We start from the raw sequence: 24,769 nt of genomic DNA on the forward strand, positions 1-24,769 counted from the left end.
GAGCCGGATGAGGTGAAAGTCTCAAGTCCGGTTCTGAATGAGAGGTGGGGAAAGTGATTTCCCCATCGACTCTAACTTTCATTGCAGTCATGTTCTGGAAAAACTAGATTTATCAGTGAGAGAATGGCGTTGTCCGTCCTGCCAATTACTAAATGGGCGGGATGAAAATGCCGCCAAAAATATTTGTGCGGTTGGGGCATCAACCGCTAAGTTAGGCGATGTCAGACGGGCGAGAGCCTGCAATTGCTGTTTGACCTTAGAATCCCCGTGCCTGATGGCCGGGGAGTATGTCAAAAAAGTTATTACTAAAGGCGGATCTAAGTTCGGCTTTAAGTTGGCACGATCGACTTAATGAGCGATCGAGCAATTGGAAAGTTGAAAACCATGATTGAATCTTGGATGATTATCGGGGGCGTGACTTTCTCAGTCGCCTTCGGAACTCTGTTTTTTAAACTCCGCGATATTAATTGGGCCGTCAAACTTGAAAGACCGGATTGGATGTTTTTTGAGCCTGCTATTCCGTTAATTTGGACGGTGATTTTTGCTTGCGGGGCCGGCAGCGCTACTTTCGTGTGGGAACAGGAGCCAGGGAGCCTTAAAACTTTGCTGCTGATGGCTTTGTACTTGCTTTTAGAAATTGTCACAGTTGCTTATATTCCTGCTACTCTCAGAGCCAAAAGTCTGAAAGTAGGGACAATTTTGGGAGGGGCTGGCGAGATTTTAGGGGCTGTATTGACGTTGGCTGTTTTGCCGATTTCTCAAACCGCGGCTTTGTTACTTTTGCCTTACGTGATTTGGGGTGCGATCGGCACTTATACCACTTGGGAAATGATTAATTTAAACCCAGAAGCTGCATAAATCTTCGGTGTTATTCGGCGCACCCTACATACTATAACCCTCGGCTCTTGCTTCGTGTCATTAGGGTCTTCGCGGTTCGTTAAAAAAAGCATTGTTAATAATAGCAAATCCGTGCTAGCGGGTTAACCCACCCGATAAAGTGAGGAAATCCGCTTAACAGTGTGTGGGTATTTGATGAGAAAATAGATGAATAAAACTGCTTTAAATCAAAGGATGACAGTTATCAATGGCTATTAAAGACCAGCCCCAAGCACCTCGTTTTCGCCAAATTAGCAATATTTTGTTATTGCTCTCAAGTTTGTTTTTGCTGGCAAACATCTTTTTACCCAATTTGTTCGGCCCCCAAATTCCACAAGTGCCTTACAGCTTGTTCGTCCATCAGGTTCAAGAACAAGATGTAGTCAGAGCTTCGGTAGGTCAAAATGAAATTCGCTACCAACTCAAAGGCGAAGGTGATAAACCCGGTCAAGTGCTGTCAACTACGCCGATTTTTGACCTGGAATTGCCTAAACTTTTACAAGAAAAAGGCGTTGAATTTGCGGCAACTCCCCCTTCCAAAAATGGCTGGATCGGCAGTGTTTTAAGCTGGGTAGTTCCGCCGCTGATTTTTGTGGCGATTTTTCAATTTTTCATGAACAGACAGGGCGGTGGGCCACAGGGTGCGCTGTCGCTGGGCAAAAGCAAAGCTAAGGTCTATGTAGAAGGCGAATCGGCGAAAATTACTTTTGCTGATGTGGCTGGAGTAGAAGAGGCTAAAACTGAATTAGTCGAAGTTGTTGAATTCCTGAAAACTCCCGACAGATTTACGGCAATTGGTGCGAGAATTCCCAAAGGCGTGCTGTTAGTCGGGCCTCCGGGAACTGGCAAAACGCTGTTAGCAAAAGCAGTAGCTGGTGAAGCTGGCGTGCCGTTTTTTAGCATCTCGGGTTCGGAGTTTGTGGAACTGTTTGTAGGTGTTGGTTCTGCCAGAGTTAGAGATTTATTTGAGCAGGCTAAGAAACAGGCTCCTTGTATTATTTTCATTGATGAATTGGACGCGATCGGCAAATCTCGTAGCAGTAACGCTAGCTTCGGTGGGAATGATGAACGCGAACAAACTCTCAATCAATTGTTAACTGAAATGGATGGTTTTGCGGCGGGCAATACTACGGTAATTGTGCTGGCTGCAACTAACCGCCCGGAAAGTTTGGATGCTGCTTTGTTACGCCCTGGCCGTTTCGATCGCCAAGTTTTAGTCGATCGCCCCGATTTATCTGGCCGCGAAGAAATTTTGAACATTCACTCTCAAAAAGTGAAGTTGGGCCCGGATATTGACTTGAAGGCCGTCGCCGCTCGCACCCCCGGTTTTTCGGGCGCAGATTTGGCAAATTTGGTCAATGAAGCTGCTTTGTTGGCGGCCCGCAACAAACGACTAACTGTAGCGCAGGAAGACTTTTTTGAGGCGTTTGAGCGCGTTGTGGCCGGCTTGGAAAAGAAAAGCCGGGTGCTCAATGAAAAAGAGAAAAAGATTGTGGCTTACCACGAAGTCGGGCACGCGATGGTGGGTGCTGCGATGACTGGTAATGGCGAAGTTGCCAAAATCTCGATCGTCCCTCGCGGTATGGCTGCTTTGGGTTATACTTTGCAGTTACCGACTGAAGACCGTTTCTTGTTAGATGAGTCGGAATTGCGGGGTCAAATTGCGACTTTGTTGGGCGGGCGATCGGCTGAGGAAGTCGTGTTTGGTAGCATTACTACTGGCGCTTCAAATGACTTGCAAAGGGCGACTGATTTAGCTGAACGGATGGTGACAACTTACGGGATGAGTAAGGTTTTGGGGCCTCTAGCTTACGATCGAGGTCAACAATCAATGTTCCTCAATGACGGTATGGGAAATGCCCGCCGTGCGGTGAGTGCTCAAACTGCTGAGGCGATCGACCAAGAAGTGAAGGAAATTGTCGAAACTGCACATCAGCAAGCTTTGGATATTCTGAAAGCAAATCGGGAATTGTTGGAAACAATTACGCAGAAACTGTTGGAAACTGAGGTGGTGGAAGGTGACGCACTTCGCGAATTCCTCCGTCAAGTGCGGCCTTTAGATAAGGTGGCGGCTTGAGTTTAATAGGGTTTAATCGGACTTACCCATGAGAGTCCAGAAACCGGGTTTTTATTGAGAAGACGCGCTGTAGGCGACAAATTCGGAAAAAACCCGGTTTCTTTATTCGGAGTGCGTCCAGGACTGTTTAATTAAACCGGACAAACGCAGATGAGTCCAAATCATCTGCGTTTTTTAGTGTCCGGGTGAGTTCAGCCGTTAGCCAGTATCAACGGACACTACACCCGGTGAGATAACTTTTATGCCGATCGACTTGCGGCCGTCATGACAATCAGAATGCCAAATTGGCTTCGCACCATAGGTTTGCGCCTCCCGCACGCGCCGGGATTCAGGCTGTTTTGACAGCAGCCAACAATCCATGCTACTTTGTCGTATAGGCTACACACAAACTGATTCTGCTACTGGATCACTGAGAAAAACTGTTTCTCCCTGAAAACTATTGCTCACGGTGCTCAACCTGTGAGAAGATTCGGCTAATAAAATTAAACGCGATCGAGCTATGACTGTTCGGGTATATAGAACGCACGCTTACGAGACAACCCATGAGAACCGTATATTCGATGGCTTGCTAAACGAATTGGAACGGGCGTGGGGTGATTCGGATGATTTGATAATTCTGTTAGGAAACTTCTACTGTGAAGGAAGCGAAATTGATGCAGCAATTCTGAAAAGAAACAGTATTACTGTCATCGACTTCAAAGACTACGGGGGAAATATTACTTTTTCAGAAAATGGGCCGTGGCTGGCTGGTGACGTGGAGGTAAAAGGGGGAAGCAAGCCAAATCCATTTATTCAAGTCAGAGATAACAAATTTGCGCTACTCAACAGTTTAAAAAGAATTAGATTCCCGTCAGATAGAAAACCAAATTTAGGATATATATCTGGGTTAGTGCTTTTTCACAAACCCATTACCTTTGACGAAAGACAGCTATCGCCTAATATTGAAAGGTGGTTTCATGTTGTTGACTTCGCCGGTACAATACAGCGGTTATCTCAAATCACTAGCCGAGAAATCAATTTTTCTAAGCAAGATTTAGCAGACATTGTTCAACATTTTTCTATTGCTGATTATATTCCTCCAGGATTGGGTACTAAAGCAATTCCTGACTCTTTATCAGCAGTTGATACTGCTAAAGTTGAGTTACCTAAGTCTCTTGAATTTGTAGTTAATCGCGTTGAGCAATTTTTAGCTTCCTCAAAGAAGGTTTTAATCGTGACTGGGATGATGGGAACAGGTTTGCATCTTCTGCAAAAAGCGATTTCAGATACATCTAGAGCCTTAAAGCGAAATTGCTCGGTGCTTGCGCCTAACAGTAAGATTGCATCTGTTTATCCAGTTGAATCAAAGAGTATTTACTCGCATCTCTTCACAAAAAATTACAAAGTAGAGAAGGATCAGCTTGTCTATGGATTGGACAAAAATCAGGATACAGAGCAAGAAGTTTACATTGTCGGTGATGCCCACTTGATATCGGATTCACAGTTTGAAAATGATGTTTTTCGTTACGGTAGCGGACAACTGCTTACAGATTTCTTGGAATATACCGAAATTGATAAAACTCAAAGACAGGTGATTTTTCTGGGCGATCCGTTTCAGCTAACAAGAGGTAAAGTGGAGGAATCGGCCCTGTGTTACGAGCGCTTGGAGGCTGCGATAGGCGGTGAGATCGATCGCATCAATCTTGATTTTATACTTCCAGGACAAGAGCAAAATTTGTTTGTCAAAAATTGTCAACAAATCGCTCAAAGTATACATTGTGGCAGATTTAATCAGCTCGCAGCGATCGCCGATGACTCGAATTGCATCCAAATAGTCGATCGCTCAAATGAAGAAGAGGTATCGAGAACCGTATTCCAGGAAGATTACCGATCCACCAAGTTTATAGTTTTCAGCAACGAATCGGTTAACCGCATCAACAATCAGGTTAGACAAGAGTTTTTGGGTCTAGGTAAACAGATTGTTGCAGGTGATATTGTACATATCCACAACAGCCCTGTCGCAGTAGATAGACAACAGCCCGATCCAACTTATATATCAAATAACTCTTTTGCTGAAGTCATAGAAGTTTATCCCAATATTTCACCTTTAATCCAACCTTTGAAAGGGCGCGAACAGCCACTTAAGATAAATTTTCTGCGTCTTCGAGTACGGCTACTTGAGAGCAGTAAAGAGGTTCAATTTTACTGCTTTAGTGATTATTTGTATGCAGAAAAGCCAGAATTTGACAAGGACACACTTGTAGCTCTGCGGGTTTCAGCAGAAAGCAGATTTAGACAACAGCAGAAACAGGTAATAGAATCAGACGAATCGGATAACTCTAGCGAATTAGCAAAGTTTCTACGCAGCGATCCGTATTTAAACGCAGCCCATCTGAGGTTTGGCTACGCGCTGACTCTACATCGCGCCCAGGGACAGCGGTTTAAGACTGCGATCGCAAATATGGATACCGGCCAGGGACAAACAAATGCCGCTTATTTTCGATGGGTTTATACCTTGTTTTCTGTCTCCCAAAATCAACTTTTTCTCTTAAATTTTCCCTCAATTACACCATTTTTTAAAACAACTTGGAAGAACAGTCAAAGCAAGCTCGATTCAGTGGTATTTAAGGATTTAATTGCATTTGATCCGGATTCAGCAGCAGGGAATGCAAATATTTCGGCTTTCCCTATCCACGAAAAACCTTTGAAAAATCTTTACTTACATATCGCGGCAATTCTGAGATTCCATCAAATCCAGGTAATTTCATACAAGCATAATAGTTATCAGGAAGTTTACGAGTTTGCCTCGGAAGAGGGTCGATGTTCCTGCTGTCTTCGCTTGCATTACAATGGGCAATTTGAGGTCACGCGAATTGAAACTGTAAAATCTGAGCCGATTGAATTTGCCGCTTTAGTGCGCGATGTTATTACATCAAAAGTGCGATTAGGAAATGAATTTCAGCAAACAGTTCAAGCTATCATAAAAGCAAAACTAGACTCACACAAAATAGCCATCTGGGGAATTGAACACCACTACTACCATCAATTTTACTATCTCAAATCAGAACATGACACTCTCAAACTGAAAGTTGTCTACGATGGAGATGCTTTTGTGACGCAAGTTGTGCCGCTCGGCTACACAAATTTACAAATCTCAGAATTAGTTCGCCTCGCACTGGAATTATAAAAATGTCAAATTTAACGGAAGAAATCAAAAATTTGAGAAAAGCTGGACGCATAGATGAAGCTTATTCGAGAGGGCACGAACTGCTAAAACAACATCCAAATGACAAATTCCTGGCTAGCAGTTTAGGTTGGGTTCTCTATGACAAAGTAAAAAAACTAATAGATACGGCTAATCAATCTCAATCCATAGATTCAGAGACATCTGTCAGCCAACTCAGGGAAATATTGGCAGAATATTACAAACTCAAGCTGACTCGACCAGATTTGCTGTTTAGTCGTTTGCTATCCCAAATTGTTCGATTAAAAAAGGAAATCAAGTTTTTACCCAAGTTCGTAAAATGGGCGGGTATTGACAGTTTTGGATCGGAAGATTTTCAGGTTTCTACTGCTAATGACGGTAAAGTTTACGAGTCATTGGTTGAGAAAACAGCAAGGGAAGTGGGGAAGATTGCTTGTGAATTGACTGTTCAAGATTACCCGGATGTACAAGAATTACAAAATTTTGCCGTTAAATTGATCGATGTTGCACTCGATCGCGCCAAAGTTCAAAAACCGGAATGGCTGAATTATCGCAAGGCTTTATTGCTAAATCGTTTGGGGCGAGCGCCAGAAGCTCAAAAACTTTTGGTTTCCTTTGTCAAGCAGAAGCGTAGCGATTACTGGGCGTGGCACGCATTAGCTAAAGTCGTGGAAACTTCCGATTCTCAACTAGCGTTAGCACTTTGTGCAAAAGCGTGTTTAACTTGCAGGGATGAAAATTTTGGTGTTAGCGTTTTTGAGGATCTCAGCCGACTCGCAGCAAATAGAGGCCAAGGGGCAGTGGCTAAATGGGCTGCCTATCGAGCTTTTGCTGTTCGTAACAATAACGGATGGAAAATCCCCCAATCGCTTCGCAATCTCTTGACGGCTAGTTGGTACGATCGTGCAGGAAATCTCTCTAACCCGGAGGAAGTGTTAGAAAATATAGCTGCTAGTGCCGAAAAGGTGATTTGGCAAAGTTGCCCGCGATTCCATGCTAATTACCTCGGCACCTTTGCAGCAAAAACTGGCAAGATTATGCTCAAATTTGGATTGCATTCTCATAGTGGATCTGAAGAAGTTGTTACTCCCGATCAGGGAATGCTGAAGAATTTAAATCTGCCAATGGGCGCGCCAGTGACGCTGACTGTTGATAAAAACGGCGAGCGGCTAACGGTGCTTGCGGTGGAGAAACGCGAATCGGGCAAACTCTTTGATAGTATGTCTTGTAAAACTGGTCGTTTTCGCTTGCATCAAAGTGGTTTTGGGTTTGTAGAAAATGTGTATGTTCCTCATGAATTAGCTGGTCAGTTGCAAAACGAGCAAACAGTTAATGTTGCTGTTGTCAAAAGGTTTGATAAAAAGAAAAACACATGGGGTTTGACAGCCAGCGCCATACTTAGGAATGAGAATTAAATAACTTCCACAAGTTTGTGGGACGGGCGGGACGCCCATCCCACAATAACAATTAAAATTGTAAGTTATTTAATTCGCGATCCTTAATTAGTTACAAACATACAAAAACCCGGCTGCTTCAAAACACCGGGTTTCTCCATATTGTTGCTGCATTTTCGATCGATCAAACTCCGTTTATGTAAGCCATAACTGGAGTACCTTGCTGCTGCTGCGCGATTTCCAAAAGCCGCTGAATGCGCTCCTCTGTCGGCGGGTGAGTGCGGAAAAGTGACTGCAAACCTTTAGTCGAAAAAGGATTCACAATTAGCAGCGGCGACATCGCAGGATTGCCGTGCATGGGAATTTCATGACCCAGTTTCTCCAACTTTTGCAGGGCGTTTGCTAAACCGATCGGGTTATTGGTAATTTCCACCGCACCGCTGTCGGCTGCAAATTCCCTCGTCCGAGAAATCGCCATTTGAATTAGGGTTGCTGATAGCGGTGCTAAAATGATTAAAAACAGCAAACCAAACGGATTCGGGCCTTGTCTGCTATCCCGCGTTACCGGGCCGTAAAGCGCTCCAAAAGTCAGAATTCGCCCGACAAATGTAATTGCACCGGCAATTGTTCCTGCAACTGCTTGAGTGAGGGTGTCGCGGTTGCGGATGTGCGTCAATTCGTGCGCTATAACGCCTTCCAATTCGTCGCGGGAAAGCAAATTCATGATGCCTTCAGTAACTGCTATTGTGGCGTGTTCCGGGTCTCTTCCTGTGGCGAATGCGTTGGGAGATTGAGTGGGAACTACAAAGATTTTCGGTACTGGAATTTGGGCTTTTTTACTCAGCGATGCTACCATATCGTAGATTTCTGGTGCTTCGCTGCGGGCGATGGGGCGAGCGCGGTAAGCCATTAACGCGGCCGTGTCGGAATAGTACCAAGAGCTAAAACTTGAGAAGGCGGCTAGGGCTAAACCGATGTAAAGTCCTTGCTCGTTGCCGATTAAATAATAACTTCCTAAAACTAGAAGACCGCTTAGGAGTCCTAAAAGAGCTGCTGTCCTGAGTTGATTTGTTCCTAACATGGCGGGTTGAGGGCGATCGCTATTTTGATATTTTTGAGCTTGTAATTAGATTTTCATATTTGCGGGCGATCGCGCCTCTATCTGCCGAAATAACTGCTACCGCCAATAGTAGTATTTTACCTGTTCAGTGAGAGACTGGGAATACCTCGGGATGCTCTCTCAGGCTGCTCTCAAGAGGCGACACAGCCGCAGGATATGACATTTCCAGGCTCTGCTTGGAAACAAGATTAAACGAGATAACCATTCTAAATACCCTTTGACTGCAATTACGGTATAATTAGTGAATATGACATAGTAAAAATTCCACATAAATCATGACTATCGATATAGAGATTTTTCAAACTGTTGTCAAGATGCCAGAATCTCTCAAACAAGAGATATTGCATTATGCAAAATATTTACTTGAAAAACACGCAAAAACTGAATCATCTCAACAACAACTTGAACAACCTCATGGTTATGGTAGTTGGGTCGGTCAGATCGTTATGTCTGATGATTTCGATGAACCGCTGGAAGATTTAAAGGAATATATGTAACATGAACTCCCTTTTAGATACTCATGCCTTTCTGTGGTATTTGCTTGGCGAGTCCAATCTAGGTAGTAAGGCAAAAGAAGCGATCGATACTAAAACAGGTTTGTATTTTAGTATTGCCAGCCTTTGGGAAATCTCTATTAAAATCAATGTCGGTAAGCTTCAACTGAATCGGCCATTTGAAGACCTGCCGAAGGAATTGCAATACATTAACGCTCAAATTCTACCAATTACATTTGAAGACACTGAGATTTACGCAGGTCTTCCTCTGCATCATCGAGATCCCTTCGATCGCATTCTGGTAGGACAGACGATGAATCATTCGCTGGTTTTGATTAGTCGTGATGAGGCTTTTGATGCTTATCCAATTCAGCGGGTGTGGTGATGAAGAAGGCAAAAATTTTATCAGTAAGCCCAGATAACAAAAGAGAATAGCCAGATACCCGACTTGTTTAAGAAGTCGGGTATCTGGCTATTAGGTAGAATTCTCGAACCCTAAACCGCTTGCACTTGCTTTTCCTCAACAGCAACAGGTTCTTGATATACAGTTTGAGACTCCGACGCCAAAAACTCAGCCAATTGAGCTTCAATTTCATCCCGCACAATCTGGCGGTATTCGAGGAAATGCTCGTTGTGAGCACATACGGTTAAATAGTGATCCCAAACAGCAGGATTGCGCTTGAGAATGCTGAACAAATGATGCCAGAACTTCCACCGAGTTTTGCGCTTGACTCCCTGCCGCCAAACCACAGTTAACAGTGCTCGCAAATCGATCCAACTGGGAACTCTTGCAGGTATCTTTGCTGTGGGTGCACCTAACATTAAGAAATGGCGATAAGTCCGGTCTAAATATTTCTCAGCATCGTACACTTCGCAGAATGCCTCGACATATTCGCGGGCAATATCTTCGAGAGGCCGCGTGGGAATGAAGTTCATCAAGGTAGTCTGGTTGAGGTTGCCAGATTTGTCGCGCAACCGCCCTTCTTTTGCTAGTCTGTGGGACAATGCAGTGTGCGGCAAAGCTTGCAGCATTCCAAAGGTTGTGCTAGGAATGGCTGCTGCTTCGGCAAACTTGACAATCCGCTGACCGGCACCGGGTTTTTCGCCGTCAAATCCGATGATAAATCCGGCCATTACTCGCAAACCGGATTTGGCAATTAACTCTACGGATTCGATCAGGGAATTGCGGGTATTTTGGAATTTTTTCGTCATTTGCAGGCTTTCTTCGTCGGGAGTTTCAATCCCTAAAAACACTGCATTGAAATTGCAAGCAACCATCATGTCCATCAATTCTTGATCTTGGGCTAAATCGATGGATGCTTCTGTGTTGAAAGTAAAGGGAAATTTGTGTTCTTCTTGCCAGACTTTTAAGTCTTTTAGCAACAGTTTGACGCTGCGTTTGTTGCCGATAAAGTTGTCGTCTACCATGAACACGCCGCGCCGCCAGCCCAAGTTGTAGAGATAGTCTAATTCTGCTATCAATTGTTGGGGGTTTTTCGTGCGAGGTTTGCGGCCGTAGAGGACGATGATATCGCAGAATTCGCACTGGAAAGGGCAGCCTCTGGAAAATTGAATCGACATGGAATCGTAGGCGTCTAATTCCAGCAAGTCGAAGCGGGGGACTGGGGTTGTGGTAACATCGGGTTTTACGCCGTCCGATCGATAAATTCCGCTTTTTTCGCCCCGCCCGATTGCTTCGACGAACATCGGCAAGGTGATTTCGCCTTCGTCGAGAATCAGGTAATCTATGCCCGCTGCTTGAGGTTCTTCGGGTACAGAGGTGGGGTAAGGGCCGCCGCAAGCTACGGATTTACCGCGCCGTTTTGCTTCGCGAATGATGTCTAGCAAATCTTCTTTTTGGACAATCATTGCGGAGAGAATAACGAGCTCTGCCCATTCCCATTCTGCTTCGGTGATTTGTCTGATATTGCGATCGACTAACTTAAATTCCCATTCTTGGGGTAAAATAGCTGCTACTGTTACCAAACCCAGCGGTGGCAGCAGAACTTTACGATCGACTAATTCTAGGATTTTCTCGTAAGACCAAAATGTTTTCGGAAACAGCGGGTAAACTAGAAGGACTCGCATTATATGTTAAACCTCACCAAAAAACTGGGTCTGAAGCCCCGTCCTTATAGGACGGCTTTACATTGAATTAAATCCCCTTTCGGGGTCGGAGAGGGAATTTTATGCAACCTCTCCGATTTTTGGGGAATGGTTGCCCCAAACTCCCATTTCTGGGGTAAAGTTAGCTTCGACAAAGTTATAAAGGCTTGTTAGGCTAGCAGCACTGTCTCAGTGACCTTAAGACTGTTTAACCACTAGCGACAGAGCAAGGGACTAGCTTCGCATCCCAGGGTGTCGTGACCTAAATAACGTAGCTATTTAAAGCTTAGTCTGGTCAGAATGGCCTGTTAGATTTCTCTTTCAAGCCTCACGCCTTTAGGCTGAGGTTTCTGACATCAGTAAACAACTTGCGATCGGGCTGGCGTGTTTGAGAGTTCGATCGACTCTCAAGACTTAATGTTAAGGCTAAAATTACGATCTTGCACTCGATCGAATATCTGGCGAGGGGTGACACCCCCTAAGACAAACAAATTGAGCGCAATTTTTAGCTTGCAGTTCCCTGTTAAAGTGTGCAAATGCTGATATCTTATCGTATTTGACCCTTAATTGACGATAATCGCATTTAAAAAGCATGGGACTAAGGCAAAAAAGAAATTGAAACAGTAGACTTCAATAGCATAAAGAATTAGGGATGGGCTAGAAGCCCATCCCACAAATTGTTTTTTGTGGGATGGGATTTGAGAAGCGCCAAAATAATTAGGGACGGGCTAGAAGCCCATCCCACAATCTTTCTTGTGGGATGGGCTTCTAGCCCGTCCGATTATTGGTGCGGAGTGTACGGACTACTTTTTATTTTTATCGGGAATCCCGCTAGTTTTTAACATATCGGCAACTGTGCCGCAGTAACTCGGCATTCCTATGCTTTCGGGATTCACAAGATTTTGATAGGTAAAATGGCGGTAGCTAATGCAAAATCTATCCCAAGCAGCCACTTGAATTCGGAACAGCCAAATAAAGAAATCGGCCAGCCAAGGTGACAAAGTAATCCGAAAAAATATGTTTTTATTCAAATACTGGCAAGCTTGTTCTACCACTTCGTTAGCTGTAATCGCCGGATTTCCTAGCACAAAATGTCGCGGTTCCTCGGAAGCCTGCGGATGTTCAACTAAATAATTAACTACTTTAGCAATATCTGCGCCGTGGATGAAGTGAAAACTGCCATCTGCCTTAAACCAGCGAATCAAACCAATCCATTTGGCGACAAGTGGCAGACCCGATGACAAGTGAGAGACGGGTTTTTCTGCATCTCCTCCCAATACTAATGTCGGGTAAAGTGCCGTAATCGGAGGCACATTTGTCAAGGCTGACAAATGCACCATGCAGTTGTATTTTGAGCTAATATAATCTGTTCCCAGTTCCCCGGCTTCTTTTAGCAAATTGTTGTCTCTACCGAGAATACTGGCCGTTGAAAAATAAATTACTTGTTGGCAAGTCTGTGGCGAAAGTAGTTGAATTAGCTGGAGAGTTTTCGTTACGTTAACGTCAAAAACTTCTTGAGTTCCTCCCCAAGCAGTGGCAGCTAAAATTGCGACATTAATTGTTTGCAAAAGTTCGGCGTGTTGCTCGATATCTCGCATATCGCCTTGTATGATATTGATGCCGGGGCGGGCTTTCCAGTCAAATTTTAATTTTTCGGGGTTGCGAACTAAGAGGTAAAGTTCGTGGTTTGTTTCTTGAATCAAAGTTTCGGCCATGTAGTGACCGATACAGCCACTTGCACCCGTTATGAAAATTTTTTTGGCGTTCATTTTGCAGAAGGGGAAGGGGGGGACGGCAAGGGGGAGAATAGGGCTGTTTCATTCTCCTGCAATCCGCCAGGGGTTGAAACCCCTGGCGTCGGGCAAAAGTCGGTTGAAACTGAGATGTTGCGCCATTCTCAATTACTTGTTTAGGAACAGGCTTTTCGGCCTGTTCCACAAAGAGTGAATTTTCTTGTGGAACAGGCCGAAAAGCCTGTTCTTGAGAAGGGTGCAAGATGTGAGTTGAAACCGACTGAAGAGTACCATTGTTAATAAAGGGCTTTTTTGTGGCTGGGGGCGGGTTTATTTAACCTGTCTGCACTCTTTAAAGCTATTGGTGAACCCGCCCCTACGGGATGTTTTATTGGCAAGGGTGCTCTTCGGTGAGTTAAAACCGATATCTTGCACCATTCTCAATTAGCCGTAGGGGCGGGTTCGCCAACAGTTTTAAAGCTTGCAAATAGGTTCTATAAACCCGCCCGACCCCACGAAAAATCCTCTTATTGATATTGCTGCAATATCTCAGTTAAAACCGACTGAAATATTAATCTTTAGTCCTCATAGCGAGGACTTTAGCTATGAGACAGGGGTTTCAACCCCTGTCGGATTGTCGGACTCAAGCAGCAACTGCAAGCAATTTGTCGGCTTGTTTTGCGGTTTCAAAGAAGAAACGCACGTTGTCTTCGGGAGTTCCCGGTAATACGCCGTGTCCCAAATTGAGGATGTGTCCGCGCGGGCCGGCTTTGCGAATTGTATCAAGAATTCGATCGCGAATAAACGGTTGAGAGCCAAACAACACGCCGGGATCGAGATTTCCTTGAACGTTCATATTCGGGCCCAAACGTCGGCGCGCGTCTGCCATATCCACTGTCCAATCGACGCTGACGATATCCGCGCCGGATGTTGTCATGCGTTCGAGGAGGCCGGCACTTCCAGTGACTAACAGAATTAGTGGGGTGTCAGGATGGGTTTTTTTGACTTGCTCGAACACCTGTTTCTGGTAAGGTAAAGCGAAGGTGTCGTAGTCCTGCGGGGAAAGTTGGCCGGCCCAGGAGTCGAACATTTGCACTACTTGCGCGCCGCAGTCGATTTGGTAGCGCATATAAACGGCGATCGCATCTGCAAATTTTGAGAGCAACTGATGCAGTAAAGTTGGATCGGAAAATGCCATGTTTTTGATAATTGCATAATCCTTAGAACCTTTGCCCTCAACGGCATAGGCCGCCAGCGTCCACGGCGCGCCCACAAAACCGAGCACGGTGGATTTGTTGCCGACTTCCTGGCGCAGGGATTTCAGGATAGTTTTGATGAAAGGCAAGCTTTCTTCCGGGTTCAGCGGTTGCAGGTTGTCGATTTGCTGCTGAGTGCGGATGGGTGAGTGGATAATCGGGCCTTTGCCTTCGGCGATGTCCATGTCAATACCCAAACCCGGCATGGGGGTGACAATATCGGAAAACAGAATAACGCCGTCGGGTTGAAACGCGCGCCACGGCTGAAGGGAAACTTCGATCGCAACTTCGGGAATTTCGGAACGTTCGCGAAACGAGGGATACTTTTCTCGCAAATCTCGATAAGCCTTCATGTAGCGGCCGGCTTGACGCATCATCCACACGGGCGGGCGGTCTAGGGTTTCGCCGCGGGCTGCCCGCAACAACAAGGGAACTTCATTTAATGCCGACATTTTAACTTTTCTCTACCTTAGATATTTCAATGCCTTTGGTAGCTTACCACTGTGCGATCGTCCTTTTTGACAAAAAATTCATCTGTCAGCCGGGAGGGAGATGAGACGAAATGGCTGAGTTCGATTATGGGGAGTCGGGATGCTGTATAAGGTGATAGAGGGGCTTCCACTCGCTGGGGAAACTAATTGAAGGGAAACTAAAAAGCTTTTAGCTAAAAGAAAAACTTCCTAAAAGTTGGTGATTGACAGTTTGAAAAATACGAGGAAAAAACTATGGAATTTATTGGAAGTGACGGAAACGATTCTATCGAAGAAACAGGAATAATTTTCGGTAAAAAAGGCAACGACATTCTTTCGGGGCGTGAAGACAACGACACCATCTACGGCGGCAAAGACAATGATACTATTTACGGAAATGGTGGAAATGATTTTCTTCGAGGTGATCTCGGAGATGACCTTATCTACGGCGGTGAAGGCAACGACACCATCTACGGCGGCAAAGGCAATGATACTATTTACGGTGATGGTGGTTCTGATCTACTTTTAGGAGATAGTGGAGATGACATTATCTACGGCGGTGAAGGTGACACCTTGACCGGCGGTGAAGGTAATGATACCTTTTTTGGAATTGGGGCTTTTGTTTCTGATTTTAGTCCAGGCGATCAGCTTGGGGAAGGTCTAGAAATTAAAGACGGATTTATCCGTGCGACTCTAACTCCAACGCCAAGCCCTTCTCCAACACCTGCACCCACTCCTGCCCAAGATACGCTTACTGGTGGAGTTGTAACTCTGCCCGGTGCTACGGAAACCCTAAAACCAGGAGCTTTTCGGGTAGATGGCAAAAACGGAAAACCCGATGCTTTCCAAATCGGGACTGCACCTGTGCGATCGGGCCAAAATCCTGTAGGTTTCACGGAATTAGAACCTGGGGACAGTTTGCTTGTACCCGTAACAGACGGTTACACTGTTCAAGTGAGATATTTTGAACCAGGTTCAAGTGGTGCGACAAACGCTCGTGCCCCAGAAGGAATTACCTTCATTTACGGTCAAAATTCAGCAGGTTTGCAGAATGTTATAGTTGCTACCGTAAGGGGGGGTCCATTAGGTGCTGACCAGATTAAAACTTTCCAAGTTTAATTCCTTGCTTTTCAATTCTAGTTAATTGCTTCCGTCCAGTCGGTTTGTTTGCAAAAATAAACTGATGAAACGGAAAATTCCCCGAAAGATGTACCATAATAAAGTTTGTTTTGAACGACAACATTATTATTTTAGTTTTTTTCTGGTTTCTCTTGTGCAAAGAATTACCATAAATTTAGCTCCCTACTCGCTGGGGAAACTAATTGAATGGAAACAGCCAGACAGTAACGCCTTGGATGTAAGATTCTCAGCCTCCCCACTCGCTGGAGAAACTAATTGAATGGAAACTCGCGACGCAAAGAAACCCGGTTTCTTGGTAAAAACCGGGTTTCTGAACTTGCGCTATAGTCCAAGATATAGAACTGATGAACCACAAATCCTGCGATTGTTTCGTTTTTATCTTCGGACAAGAAACAGCTTACCTCGTCACACAGACTCCGCCCACCACTACCCGACATTGATCTCGGCCCGCATCGAATCTACTATCATTCCGCCGCGCCGAGTCTAAATCTCTAGTCCGCGAATTGTAGTAATAATCTCCCGCCGGATACCTTCTATTCGGGACAGCGCAGTAAGTCGAGTCTTGATTTCCATCGTCAAACCTTACTCTCACCATAGAACGTCTCTCGCGACAATCAACAGACCGCAAGCCAAAATCATCTTGCAGAAGCTGTGATCTGTCATATTGACCGTCATATCGATCGTCATCTCGCCTCGTATACCAATCGTCCCGCGAATTGCGAGATCGTCTGTCGCCCCCATCAATTCCCGCAACTTCCAGCGTGTAGCTACCGCCCCTGGCAGCATCTTTTGCTAACACTAACAGTTTATAATCGCCACTACGGGGAATTTGATAATTAAAAGAGCGGTCTTGCGTAAAAGCGACTTGTTTGTTGTTCCCGTAAAACAGTACCATGACGGGAGTAAAACCGCGACTTCTATCTGTATCTAAAAACACTTCAATGTTGTCGCCTTCCCTAGCGCTGAATGTGTATTCTTGACCGCGCAATTCTTCCGTCGGAGAGCCCGGAACCCACATATTCCGAAAACGGTAAATCGGGGAAGTGCGGCGAATTACTCCGTCAATGCGATCGTTATTCCGTATCTGTTCGCCAACAGCACTAGACGAAATGCTCGTAAGTGCCAATCCAGTAACTAGGAATGCGGCAGCAATACTGTTTAACAAGTTGTGAGTTCTCATATCAACCTCTGGAAAAATTTAAAATCTTTTTGCTTTCTTGGCGCCGACATTTGCATACACAATCCATTTTAAATGTAATTTCTGCCAACCGTGTCAACCTCACCTAACGGGAATATTTAGCGGGTGCAAAATCTCATGTTAAAGTTATAGACGTTGAGCCCTAATCTAAAGTTGCGATCGATCGCCACAAATCAGCAATCCCGATTCAGCGTCGAGACTCGCCATAATTCCCATCGGTAAAGCAGCGTTAACTCCCTCGTGCCCGAAAGGCAAATCCGAGACAATCGGAATATTCAAGTCCCCCAGCCGATCTCGCAAAACCTCTTCAATGCTAAAACTGGGAATACTCGGCTCAATCTCGCAGCGGCTGAAGCGTCCCAAAGCAATGCCCCGCACCCCAGTGAAAGCCCCCGCCATCCGCCACAAAGTCAACATTCGATCGACCCTGTAAGGAGCCTCGGAAACATCCTCAAATGCGAGAATAACCCCCGTCAAATCCGGTTGATACGGGGTTCCGAGCAAGTGAGAAGCCACCGTCAGATTCGCCGGAAACAGCGGCCCCGTGGCTTGTCCGCTGCCCCATCCTTTACCTTGCAAAGATTGTAAGGGACGACCTTCGATGCAGTCAAAAAGTCGATCGACAGACCAATCCGGTTCATCCGCCAAAGTTGTCAGCATCGGGCCGTGAACGCCCCAAATCCCCAATTTGTCGTGATTCCACAGCAAAGCAGTAATATCTGAAAAGCCGATTAACCATTTCGGCGAATGGGAATCGGGAGTTGGAAATTGGGAATTTTCCGCCTTTCCCACATTTCCTTTTTCCAAAAGTCGAGTGCTGCCGAAACCACCTCGAACACAGAGAATACCGCGACAATCCGGGTCATTGAGGGCATCTGCTAGCTGTCGGACGCGGTTTTCGTCGGAACCTGCCAAATAGCCCCAGCGATCGTCAAAACCCGGTGTTAATTCAATTCGATAGCCGCGAGATTTCCAAATTTCTACACCCTTTTCAAAGTTGGTTGATTCTCGCAAAGTGCCACTAGGGGCAATTACTTTGAGCAAATCTCCTGGTTGCAGAAATTTTATGTCAGTCATTTGTTATTAGTTATTAGTTATTAGTTATATCGTGTTTTGTGAATTAACGGTAATTCTGTAGGGGCGGGTTTTACCAACCATCAACTATTAAAACAAACCATCTCCAAAACCCGCCCCAAACCCAGGGACTATCGACATCAACCTTACCCACATTTACATATTTCGTTGGGTGGGGCGGGTTTTCGAGATTGTCTGTTTCATGCGGAAATTTTCTGTGAACCCGCCCCTACGGGATAGGGTTAATTATTGATTTAGGAGTGAGTTTTTCAGATTTTTTGTGAATGATTGCTAAGGTAAAGTTAGAATTTCCACCCCAGAATCAGTAACAGCCAGAGTGTGTTCAAATTGAGCTGAAAGCTTTCCATCCTTGGTGATAGATGTCCAACCATCGGCGAGAATTTCCACTTCCCAAGTACCCTCATTAATCATCGGCTCGATCGTAAAAACCATGCCTTGTCTGAGCTTTTTTCCCGTGCCTCGCTTGCCATAGTGCAGAATTTCCGGTTCCGTGTGAAAGACTCGGTGAATCCCGTGCCCCGCAAAATTTCGCACTACCGAAAAACCCTGTGCTTCAGCATATTCTTGAATCGCTGCACCGATGTCGCCGGTACGAGCACCCGGTTTGACTTCGGCAATTCCTCTTCTTAAACATTCCTCGGTTACTTCAACTAATTTTTTCGCTACCGGTGAAGGTTTACCGACAAAAAAAGTTTTGGAAGTATCGCCATGATAACCATCAACTAAAGGGGTTACATCAATATTAATAATGTCACCTTCTTTAAGAATTTGTTTCGCATTGGGGATGCCGTGACAGACTACTTCATTGACGCTTGCACACAGAGATTTGGGAAATCCTTTATAGCCTAGGGGAGCGCTTTTTGCTCCGTGTGCCAAAGTCCAGCGTTCGGCTTCGTCGTTAATTTCTAAAGTGCTGACACCCGGTTTTACCATCGGTTCGAGATGCAGCAGAAGTTCGGCCGCTAAACGGCCTGCTTGGCGCATTTTTTCGATTTCTCTACTGGATAAAAGCACTAAACGTTCGGTTGCCATAGTTTTTTTCTGTTTTCTTTTTTGTGGTCAATTAAGAGTTTATTTAACTCAATTTGAGAATAGATTTGAACCAGTGTTCGCAACGATCGCCCAAAGCTGCTAAAGAATATTCTACCTCTGCTTGTCGCCGGCAAGCGCTGCGGTCAATTTTGTCTAAACGGGCGATCGCACCTACCAAGCCATTTACGCTATCAGGCTGCACTAAAAAGCCCGTCAGTCCGTCTCTAACAATTTCCGCCGGCCCCCCGCGCTCGTAAGCAATCACGGGTACACCGCACGCTAAAGCCTCGATCGCGACATTTCCGAAAGCTTCCACCCAACGTGGTGTCATCAACAATGCTTGGCACTGACGGGTTTGCTCTTGCATTTGGGTTGTTGTCAAAAACCCTAAATATTCTACCGGAGCATCCGGGTAATCTGCACAAATTTTTTGCCAATAATCCTCATCTTGCATTTTGCCCATAATTTTGAGGGGAATGCCTGTAATTTTCGCTGCTGCTACTGCATCTTCTAAGCCTTTTTCCGGGGCGATGCGGCCTAGCCAAGCTAATTTAGACTGGGATTTGTTGCAAAATTGGTACAGCGATAAATCAATGCCGCTTCCCAACAACTGACATTCCTCGGCAAAGGTGAATGTTTTGGCTTGAGAAGCGGTGTGAACTCCGATCGTACCAGGAAACTGGGCGGCGGTTTGTTCGGCAATGCGATCGAGGGCTGCAGAAAGGGATCCCATGCTGATCAAATGTGCGATCGGAGTCCTAAAAAATGGTGTCAAATAAAACGGCAGCCAATCGTAGGCAAAATTAACAATGACATCCCATTCATCCTGAACTTGGCGAGCATATTCCCACATATTCGCCAGCACCGAGTCCGCGGGCATCACAATAGGAGCATGGTAATCTTGTGTTTGGGCGGTTACTTGCAACTCACCCGTTATTTCGATTACAGAAATTGATTCTAAGACTGAACCTATCGGCGCTACAACTCCTATTTTATGACCCCGACTCTGCAATTCTTTAGCTAGGTTAAGGACTGTAAGTTCGACTCCGCCGCCCAACCCCGAACCGAGTTGACCGACAGAAGTTGACAGAAACAATAGTTTTAAAGTGTTATTAGTCATTAGTTATTAGTCATTAGTTATTAGTCATTAGTCATATCATGTCCGGTCGATTATCCTGATTCCAGTAGGGGCGGGTTCACCAATAATATTTGCCAAAAACGGACAATCTCACAAACCCGCCCCGACCTATGTATTGTGGGCGATCGATCGGACATGATATCAGTAGTCATTAAGCTGTTCGGCATTTAAAGGGCTTGCGTAAGGTGCGTCAGCATCTAAGGTTTTCCGTTTCAGCGTAAGGGTTCGCGAATGACGCACCTTACTAGCCTCGTTACTGGTTTAAATGCTCCACAGCTTAGTCAGCCGTCACTAATTCTAACATAATCTAAATTATAAATTCTCCCATCTCAAATCTCTATTTTCAAATTATTTAAAAATTGCTACATTTATTAATCCATCCCAGAACGCGGACGGAGGCGGTTTAACTGATTGATTGCCCAGCGAGCAGTTTCCTGAACTTCTGGATCTGGATCGTCCGTCGCACGGTGCAACAAGTAACTGATTTGATTCACCAATTCGTAAATCCGCGTCAAGTCGCGAATTGCATTTTTACGCACTTCGGGATTTTCATTTTGCAGCGAGATTGACCACGCATTATTCATGGGTTTGAGCGTGCGAATGCCAATTTCCGAGAGACTTGCCAAAATTAAACTGTACTGCTTGGAGTCGGAATTTGCTAGCAAATCGAGCAACGGCTCAACTGCTCTGGAATCTCCCCGCTGACCTAGTTCCCAAATTGCTTTGCATCTCTTTGCCGGATTTAGCTGCTGCAAATCTTCAATCAGTGCTTCAATAATATCAACTTGAGGTCTACGATCCGTTTCGGGAAGGGTAATATTTTTCTTCTTCGCTAGGGAATCGGTTTGATTAGTTGTTTCGGGAATGTTGAAACCTGTGTTGCTGTATCCGTTGCTGTGAGTTTCCAAGGGCGAGGTGTCGGAATTAATTCGATCGCCCTCGACGGCTGCATCATCGGGTTCTGGTTGCCGGGATTCCATGATAAAAGGTTGAGCGCTGCTCTCAATACTGTGGCTTTTTGGCAAACCAAAAGGGTAGGGCAAGGCTGACAGCGATTGTCCCCCAGAAGAAGTCTCTTGTGGCCTAATTTGGTGCGAGTTTGTAGGAGAATCGGGATTAGTGAATGGAGAGTTTTTTGGGTTGTGGCGCTCAAATCTTCCCCGTCTTCGCTTAGGATAATTTGACTCGTCACTGCTAACTAATTTGAGCATGATAAATACTGCCGCTGCCGTGACGACAACTGCTGCCAAACCCAACATTAAGAACCCCCGCTGACGAGACAAAATGACGAGCAAATTGGATACCGATTTCGGGATCTTAGAATTAGATTTGGACGTTTTGGACGGCTGAGATTTGCTTTTATCGGGCGCTGGAGACGGTTTTAGAGGCTTGGAATTCTGGCGATCGTCCGGGGGAGAGTTCGCCTGAGCAATTTCTTGGGAAACAGCACGCGCAGAGGCATTGAGTACCTGTTGCCCTCCGTCGGCACTTGGACTGAACGCAACGCCCAGACAGGCAATGCAGGTGAACAAACATACAGAGGAGCGGTAATGCGCCATAAGACTCAATCCGGGTTTTGAGAGGCAACGCCGCATGACGAGCTTTAGTTTAACCGTGAGTTAGCTCGATCCTAGCTGCTATGGGCTTAACTAACTCACAAATAGCACCAGACTAGCGAAAAACCCTGGTTTGAGAGGGCACCGAGCCAGATATTTCTTATAAGCACAATTGTGTCATTGACGTGCAACTCCTTTAAATAATTAGTTTAATTAGTTTAAAACGAACAACTACATTGGCGGCCGCGACTTTAGCAGCGGCATCCCGAAAGTTGATTGCAGCTAATCTCACCTACGTGCAGTGTGCAGTGCAGGCCGCGCAGCCCAGCACTGCGGGGGCGTTAGCAGACGATTGTGGCTAGCCGTCGATTTCTCACCAATAGCGTGGCATGACCAAAAGTTTAACAAGCTTCCGAGCCTGCAGGTCGATCGTTTTTGTGTGAATTTGGGCGGAAGTGGGACAGGGGCATTGGCACTGCAAACGTGAAACAGGGTTTTTTCGTTAATTCTTCGCTGCTAAACCGCATATTTTCAGTACATTCCAAGACGCACTTTCGACGCTCACAAATCCGTTTTATTTACCAAAAATGCTGTAAGAAAGAGAGCGCTGATTTGACCGATGTTAATTTGAAGGGGGCAATTATCCCGGATAGAAGTGTTTGGGCGATCGACTAAGATAACCGTTAGGAAATATTGTATTTAGCTAGCAATCGCCAAAAATCATACTATCTTGTAAAAGTAGGGTCGGATTTAGTTAGGATTTATAGTGAGAGCGAGTAGACCCTTTCACGCAGGCGTCCTCTGTCAACGTTCTGTTTATTTGTACCCAATTAGGAGCGCGAATTAAATAACTTACAATTTTAATTGTTATTGTGGGATGGGCGTCCCGCCCGTCCTTTTTGGACGGGCGGGACGCCCATCCCACTTTCAAGAGTGGAAGTTATTTAATTCTCATTCCTTACTTAAGTTAAATCAATCGGTATTTAATGCTGTGCAGCCAAATTTGATATAAGATCGAGCTAAATTTCTAGTGTGAGAGTAGAGGCGTTTGTGAGCCAACAAGATATTTTAAATTTAGCAAAAGAAGGCGATGCCAGGGCGATCGCATTTCTGATCGGCCAAGCACTCCAAAGCTTCGGCGTCACGGCTAAAGCCAGCCGGGAAAACGACACCCTGCACCTGCTGCTGGAAGCAGAACATTTGCCCGCAGAAGAAGCCTGTCTCCGAGTCGCAGTCAAAGGGTTGCAGCGGCTGCAACCAAATAACCTTTACTCAGTGACAGTTTACGGGCGGCGCGACGGCCAGCAATTGCCCGCTTGGACTCAGACGGTAGAATTAAAAAAACGCTTGACTGCCGCACCCGTGAGTCCGTTAGTTGCCGTGAATGCCGCAGTAGCTGCGAGTGCAGCAGTAGCCGCTAGTGTAGCAGCTTCTCCCATTCCTGTGACTTTGCCCAAGCTAGAAAAAACTCAAAATGTCACAACGGCGCCCACTCAAATACCAGAAAAATCTCCGCCCCAACCCTCTAAAATCCCAACTCCAAAACCCCCAAACCAAAGGCAGCAAAAGCCATCACCCCAGCCAGAATTAGCAGGCACTAAAACTAAAAAATCTGGGCTGTCAGTCGGTGCTCTGAGTCTAATTCTCGTACCGATATCCGGCTTTGTGCTGGCTTCTCAACTTTACAAATCCTCACCCACCGCTACTAATAACCCTCTAACGTCAAAGCCTGCGGTACAAGAAGTGAGCTCGACACCCGCAGCCAAACCCCTTCCAGCTCCAAAACCGCCCTCCCCTGCCGCCACAAAACCTGCCATTGTGCCTGCCACTGTCAGCATCAAAGCAGTTGGTGACATGATCCCCGGCACAAATTATCCCTACAACAAACTGCCGGCAAAAAAAGAGATGTTATTAGAGTCGGTAAAACCGTACCTCAAAGGAGCTGATATTCTGTTTGGCAATTTTGAAAGCACGATGACCGATCATCCTTACAGTTCCAAAGCAGGCGGCGGACGAATGCTGTTTGCCTTTCGGACGCCTCCGAGTTATGCCAAAATTTTCAAAGATGTTGGTTTTGATATTTTGAATATTGCCAACAATCACTCTTACGATTTTCACGAGAAAGGATTTAATGACACGATTAAAAACATCGACAGCAACGGCATGAAGGCTGTTGGCAAAAGAGATCAAATTGTTTATAAAAATGTCAAGGGCGTGAATTTTGCCTTTATCGGTTTCAGCAACTACGGCGACGTTCACAATTCCTTGCTGGAACTCAAAGCGGGAGCAGAAGTTGTCAAAAAAGCCAAGCAAAACGCTGATATTGTAGTGATATCAGTTCATGCTGGAGCGGAAGGAACGGGAGCTCTGAATGTGAGAAATAAAACTGAGTTCTTTTACGGAGAAAACCGGGGAAATATGGTTTTGTTTTCGCGGACGATGATTGATGCGGGAGCCGATTTGATTTTGGGACATGGCCCGCACGTCCCGCGAGCGATGGAACTTTATAAAGGGAAATTGATTGCTTATTCCCTGGGAAATTTTTTGGGTTATCGCACTTTGTCCACAGCAGGAACACTCGGTCAATCTCTAATTTTGGATGTGAAAATGACTCCGAAAGGGGATTTTGTTTCTGGTAAGATTATCCCCGTCCAACTTGACGGGCGAGGTGTTCCGGCTGTTGATAACAAATTTAGGACTGTGGGTTTGATTAACCGTTTGACAAAGAGCGATTTTCCCAATAGCGGTTTGATAATTGATGACAAGGGGCAAATTTTGAAAAAAAGTAAGTAGTCGTTAGTGATTAGTCATTAGTCAGTAGTAATATCATGTCCGGTCAATTAACCATGATTCCTGTAGGGGCGGGTTCGCCAAGATATTGAATAGAAACGGGAAAATCT

The 24,769-nt window shown here is 45.5% G+C and carries 19 protein-coding genes; 9 read left to right on the top strand and 10 right to left on the bottom strand.

Features of this window, described 5'->3' with window-relative positions:
- The first annotated feature begins 37 nt into the window (after positions 1-37).
- The 3 genes from QT973_RS24850 (at position 38) to ftsH4 (ending at position 2,953) form a co-directional block, all read left to right on the top strand.
- Positions 38-352 (top strand): zinc ribbon domain-containing protein, encoded by a 315-nt coding sequence (locus QT973_RS24850; protein WP_333392434.1) that lies wholly within the window; start codon positions 38-40, stop codon positions 350-352.
- Complete coding sequence (locus QT973_RS24855) at positions 352-858, top strand: tryptophan-rich sensory protein (protein WP_333053984.1); 507 nt, start codon at positions 352-354, stop codon at positions 856-858. The genes QT973_RS24850 and QT973_RS24855 overlap by 1 nt, the downstream gene beginning before the upstream one ends.
- A 226-nt stretch (positions 859-1,084) precedes the next feature.
- Positions 1,085-2,953 carry an ATP-dependent zinc metalloprotease FtsH4 gene (ftsH4, locus tag QT973_RS24860; RefSeq protein WP_333392436.1) on the top strand — a complete coding sequence of 623 codons (1,869 nt, stop codon included), beginning with the start codon at positions 1,085-1,087 and terminating at the stop codon, positions 2,951-2,953.
- Positions 2,954-3,151: 198 nt separating this feature from the next.
- On the opposite strand, the gene QT973_RS24865 is transcribed toward ftsH4, so the two are convergent.
- On the bottom strand, positions 3,152-3,313 hold the full coding sequence (locus QT973_RS24865) for a hypothetical protein (RefSeq protein ID WP_333271169.1): 162 nt from the start codon (positions 3,311-3,313) through the stop codon (positions 3,152-3,154).
- A 139-nt stretch (positions 3,314-3,452) separates the two neighbouring features.
- Here QT973_RS24865 and QT973_RS24870 point away from each other — a divergent pair, with 139 nt between their 5' ends.
- Positions 3,453-6,119: an NERD domain-containing protein gene (locus QT973_RS24870; RefSeq protein WP_333271172.1), complete on the top strand. Its 2,667-nt coding sequence runs from the start codon at positions 3,453-3,455 to the stop codon at positions 6,117-6,119.
- Between the two features lie 2 nt (positions 6,120-6,121).
- A complete protein-coding gene (locus QT973_RS24875; RefSeq protein WP_333392438.1) occupies positions 6,122-7,552 on the top strand; it encodes a DUF7017 domain-containing protein in 1,431 nt (476 codons plus the stop codon).
- Positions 7,553-7,715: 163 nt separating this feature from the next.
- On the opposite strand, the gene QT973_RS24880 is transcribed toward QT973_RS24875, so the two are convergent.
- The gene (locus tag QT973_RS24880) at positions 7,716-8,612 is read right to left on the bottom strand and encodes a M48 family metalloprotease (RefSeq protein WP_333313060.1); all 897 of its coding nucleotides are present in this window, start codon (positions 8,610-8,612) and stop codon (positions 7,716-7,718) included.
- 314 nt (positions 8,613-8,926) lie between these two features.
- Between QT973_RS24880 and vapB the strand changes: the two genes are divergently transcribed.
- Both vapB and QT973_RS24890 read left to right on the top strand, forming a co-directional pair.
- Positions 8,927-9,148 carry a type II toxin-antitoxin system VapB family antitoxin gene (gene vapB / locus QT973_RS24885; RefSeq protein ID WP_333053971.1) on the top strand — a complete coding sequence of 74 codons (222 nt, stop codon included), beginning with the start codon at positions 8,927-8,929 and terminating at the stop codon, positions 9,146-9,148.
- A 1-nt stretch (position 9,149) separates the two neighbouring features.
- The gene (locus QT973_RS24890; protein WP_333053969.1) at positions 9,150-9,530 is read left to right on the top strand and encodes a type II toxin-antitoxin system VapC family toxin; all 381 of its coding nucleotides are present in this window, start codon (positions 9,150-9,152) and stop codon (positions 9,528-9,530) included.
- Positions 9,531-9,640: 110 nt separating this feature from the next.
- Here the strand turns inward: QT973_RS24890 and QT973_RS24895 are convergent, their stop codons facing one another.
- The 3 genes from QT973_RS24895 to hemE all read right to left on the bottom strand — a co-directional run bounded on the left by QT973_RS24895 (position 9,641) and on the right by hemE (position 14,692).
- On the bottom strand, positions 9,641-11,233 hold the full coding sequence (locus QT973_RS24895) for a B12-binding domain-containing radical SAM protein (RefSeq protein ID WP_333053968.1): 1,593 nt from the start codon (positions 11,231-11,233) through the stop codon (positions 9,641-9,643).
- Positions 11,234-12,054: 821 nt separating this feature from the next.
- A complete protein-coding gene (locus QT973_RS24900) occupies positions 12,055-13,020 on the bottom strand; it encodes an NAD(P)-dependent oxidoreductase (protein WP_333392440.1) in 966 nt (321 codons plus the stop codon).
- Positions 13,021-13,627: 607 nt separating this feature from the next.
- Positions 13,628-14,692 carry a uroporphyrinogen decarboxylase gene (gene hemE, locus QT973_RS24905; RefSeq protein WP_333392442.1) on the bottom strand — a complete coding sequence of 355 codons (1,065 nt, stop codon included), beginning with the start codon at positions 14,690-14,692 and terminating at the stop codon, positions 13,628-13,630.
- A 273-nt stretch (positions 14,693-14,965) separates the two neighbouring features.
- Here hemE and QT973_RS24910 point away from each other — a divergent pair, with 273 nt between their 5' ends.
- Positions 14,966-15,829: a calcium-binding protein gene (locus QT973_RS24910; RefSeq protein ID WP_333392443.1), complete on the top strand. Its 864-nt coding sequence runs from the start codon at positions 14,966-14,968 to the stop codon at positions 15,827-15,829.
- A 418-nt stretch (positions 15,830-16,247) separates the two neighbouring features.
- Here QT973_RS24910 and QT973_RS24915 read toward each other — a convergent pair whose 3' ends face one another.
- The 5 genes from QT973_RS24915 to QT973_RS24935 all read right to left on the bottom strand — a co-directional run bounded on the left by QT973_RS24915 (position 16,248) and on the right by QT973_RS24935 (position 21,872).
- Complete coding sequence (locus tag QT973_RS24915) at positions 16,248-17,030, bottom strand: hypothetical protein (protein WP_333392445.1); 783 nt, start codon at positions 17,028-17,030, stop codon at positions 16,248-16,250.
- A gap of 165 nt (positions 17,031-17,195) precedes the next feature.
- Positions 17,196-18,125 (bottom strand): LD-carboxypeptidase, encoded by a 930-nt coding sequence (locus QT973_RS24920; RefSeq protein ID WP_333058410.1) that lies wholly within the window; start codon positions 18,123-18,125, stop codon positions 17,196-17,198.
- Positions 18,126-18,413: 288 nt separating this feature from the next.
- The gene (map, locus tag QT973_RS24925; protein WP_190659689.1) at positions 18,414-19,175 is read right to left on the bottom strand and encodes a type I methionyl aminopeptidase; all 762 of its coding nucleotides are present in this window, start codon (positions 19,173-19,175) and stop codon (positions 18,414-18,416) included.
- Between the two features lie 43 nt (positions 19,176-19,218).
- Entirely contained in the window at positions 19,219-20,295 is a 1,077-nt protein-coding gene (locus QT973_RS24930) for a glycosyltransferase family 4 protein (protein WP_333275124.1), read from the bottom strand.
- A gap of 389 nt (positions 20,296-20,684) precedes the next feature.
- Complete coding sequence (locus tag QT973_RS24935; RefSeq protein WP_333231926.1) at positions 20,685-21,872, bottom strand: HEAT repeat domain-containing protein; 1,188 nt, start codon at positions 21,870-21,872, stop codon at positions 20,685-20,687.
- A 1,047-nt stretch (positions 21,873-22,919) separates the two neighbouring features.
- On the opposite strand from QT973_RS24935, the gene QT973_RS24940 reads away from it, so the two are divergent.
- Positions 22,920-24,662 (top strand): CapA family protein, encoded by a 1,743-nt coding sequence (locus QT973_RS24940; RefSeq protein WP_333058400.1) that lies wholly within the window; start codon positions 22,920-22,922, stop codon positions 24,660-24,662.
- The last annotated feature ends 107 nt before the right edge of the window (positions 24,663-24,769 follow it).

Source organism: Microcoleus sp. Z1_A1, assembly GCF_036700305.1.
Classification (GTDB): Bacteria; Cyanobacteriota; Cyanobacteriia; order Cyanobacteriales; family Microcoleaceae; genus Microcoleus.

Excerpts from the sequence above, each read along its gene's own strand:
- QT973_RS24850 (WP_333392434.1), top strand. The coding sequence starts at position 38 with ATGAGAGGTGGGGAAAGTGATTTCCCCATCGACTCTAACTTTCATTGC.
- QT973_RS24855 (WP_333053984.1), top strand. The coding sequence starts at position 352 with ATGAGCGATCGAGCAATTGGAAAGTTGAAAACCATGATTGAATCTTGG.
- ftsH4 (WP_333392436.1), top strand. The coding sequence starts at position 1,085 with ATGGCTATTAAAGACCAGCCCCAAGCACCTCGTTTTCGCCAAATTAGC.
- QT973_RS24865 (WP_333271169.1), bottom strand. The coding sequence starts at position 3,313 with ATGGATTGTTGGCTGCTGTCAAAACAGCCTGAATCCCGGCGCGTGCGG.
- QT973_RS24870 (WP_333271172.1), top strand. The coding sequence starts at position 3,453 with ATGACTGTTCGGGTATATAGAACGCACGCTTACGAGACAACCCATGAG.
- QT973_RS24875 (WP_333392438.1), top strand. The coding sequence starts at position 6,122 with ATGTCAAATTTAACGGAAGAAATCAAAAATTTGAGAAAAGCTGGACGC.
- QT973_RS24880 (WP_333313060.1), bottom strand. The coding sequence starts at position 8,612 with ATGTTAGGAACAAATCAACTCAGGACAGCAGCTCTTTTAGGACTCCTA.
- vapB (WP_333053971.1), top strand. The coding sequence starts at position 8,927 with ATGACTATCGATATAGAGATTTTTCAAACTGTTGTCAAGATGCCAGAA.
- QT973_RS24890 (WP_333053969.1), top strand. The coding sequence starts at position 9,150 with ATGAACTCCCTTTTAGATACTCATGCCTTTCTGTGGTATTTGCTTGGC.
- QT973_RS24895 (WP_333053968.1), bottom strand. The coding sequence starts at position 11,233 with ATGCGAGTCCTTCTAGTTTACCCGCTGTTTCCGAAAACATTTTGGTCT.
- QT973_RS24900 (WP_333392440.1), bottom strand. The coding sequence starts at position 13,020 with ATGAACGCCAAAAAAATTTTCATAACGGGTGCAAGTGGCTGTATCGGT.
- hemE (WP_333392442.1), bottom strand. The coding sequence starts at position 14,692 with ATGTCGGCATTAAATGAAGTTCCCTTGTTGTTGCGGGCAGCCCGCGGC.
- QT973_RS24910 (WP_333392443.1), top strand. The coding sequence starts at position 14,966 with ATGGAATTTATTGGAAGTGACGGAAACGATTCTATCGAAGAAACAGGA.
- QT973_RS24915 (WP_333392445.1), bottom strand. The coding sequence starts at position 17,030 with ATGAGAACTCACAACTTGTTAAACAGTATTGCTGCCGCATTCCTAGTT.
- QT973_RS24920 (WP_333058410.1), bottom strand. The coding sequence starts at position 18,125 with ATGACTGACATAAAATTTCTGCAACCAGGAGATTTGCTCAAAGTAATT.
- map (WP_190659689.1), bottom strand. The coding sequence starts at position 19,175 with ATGGCAACCGAACGTTTAGTGCTTTTATCCAGTAGAGAAATCGAAAAA.
- QT973_RS24930 (WP_333275124.1), bottom strand. The coding sequence starts at position 20,295 with ATGACTAATAACACTTTAAAACTATTGTTTCTGTCAACTTCTGTCGGT.
- QT973_RS24935 (WP_333231926.1), bottom strand. The coding sequence starts at position 21,872 with ATGGCGCATTACCGCTCCTCTGTATGTTTGTTCACCTGCATTGCCTGT.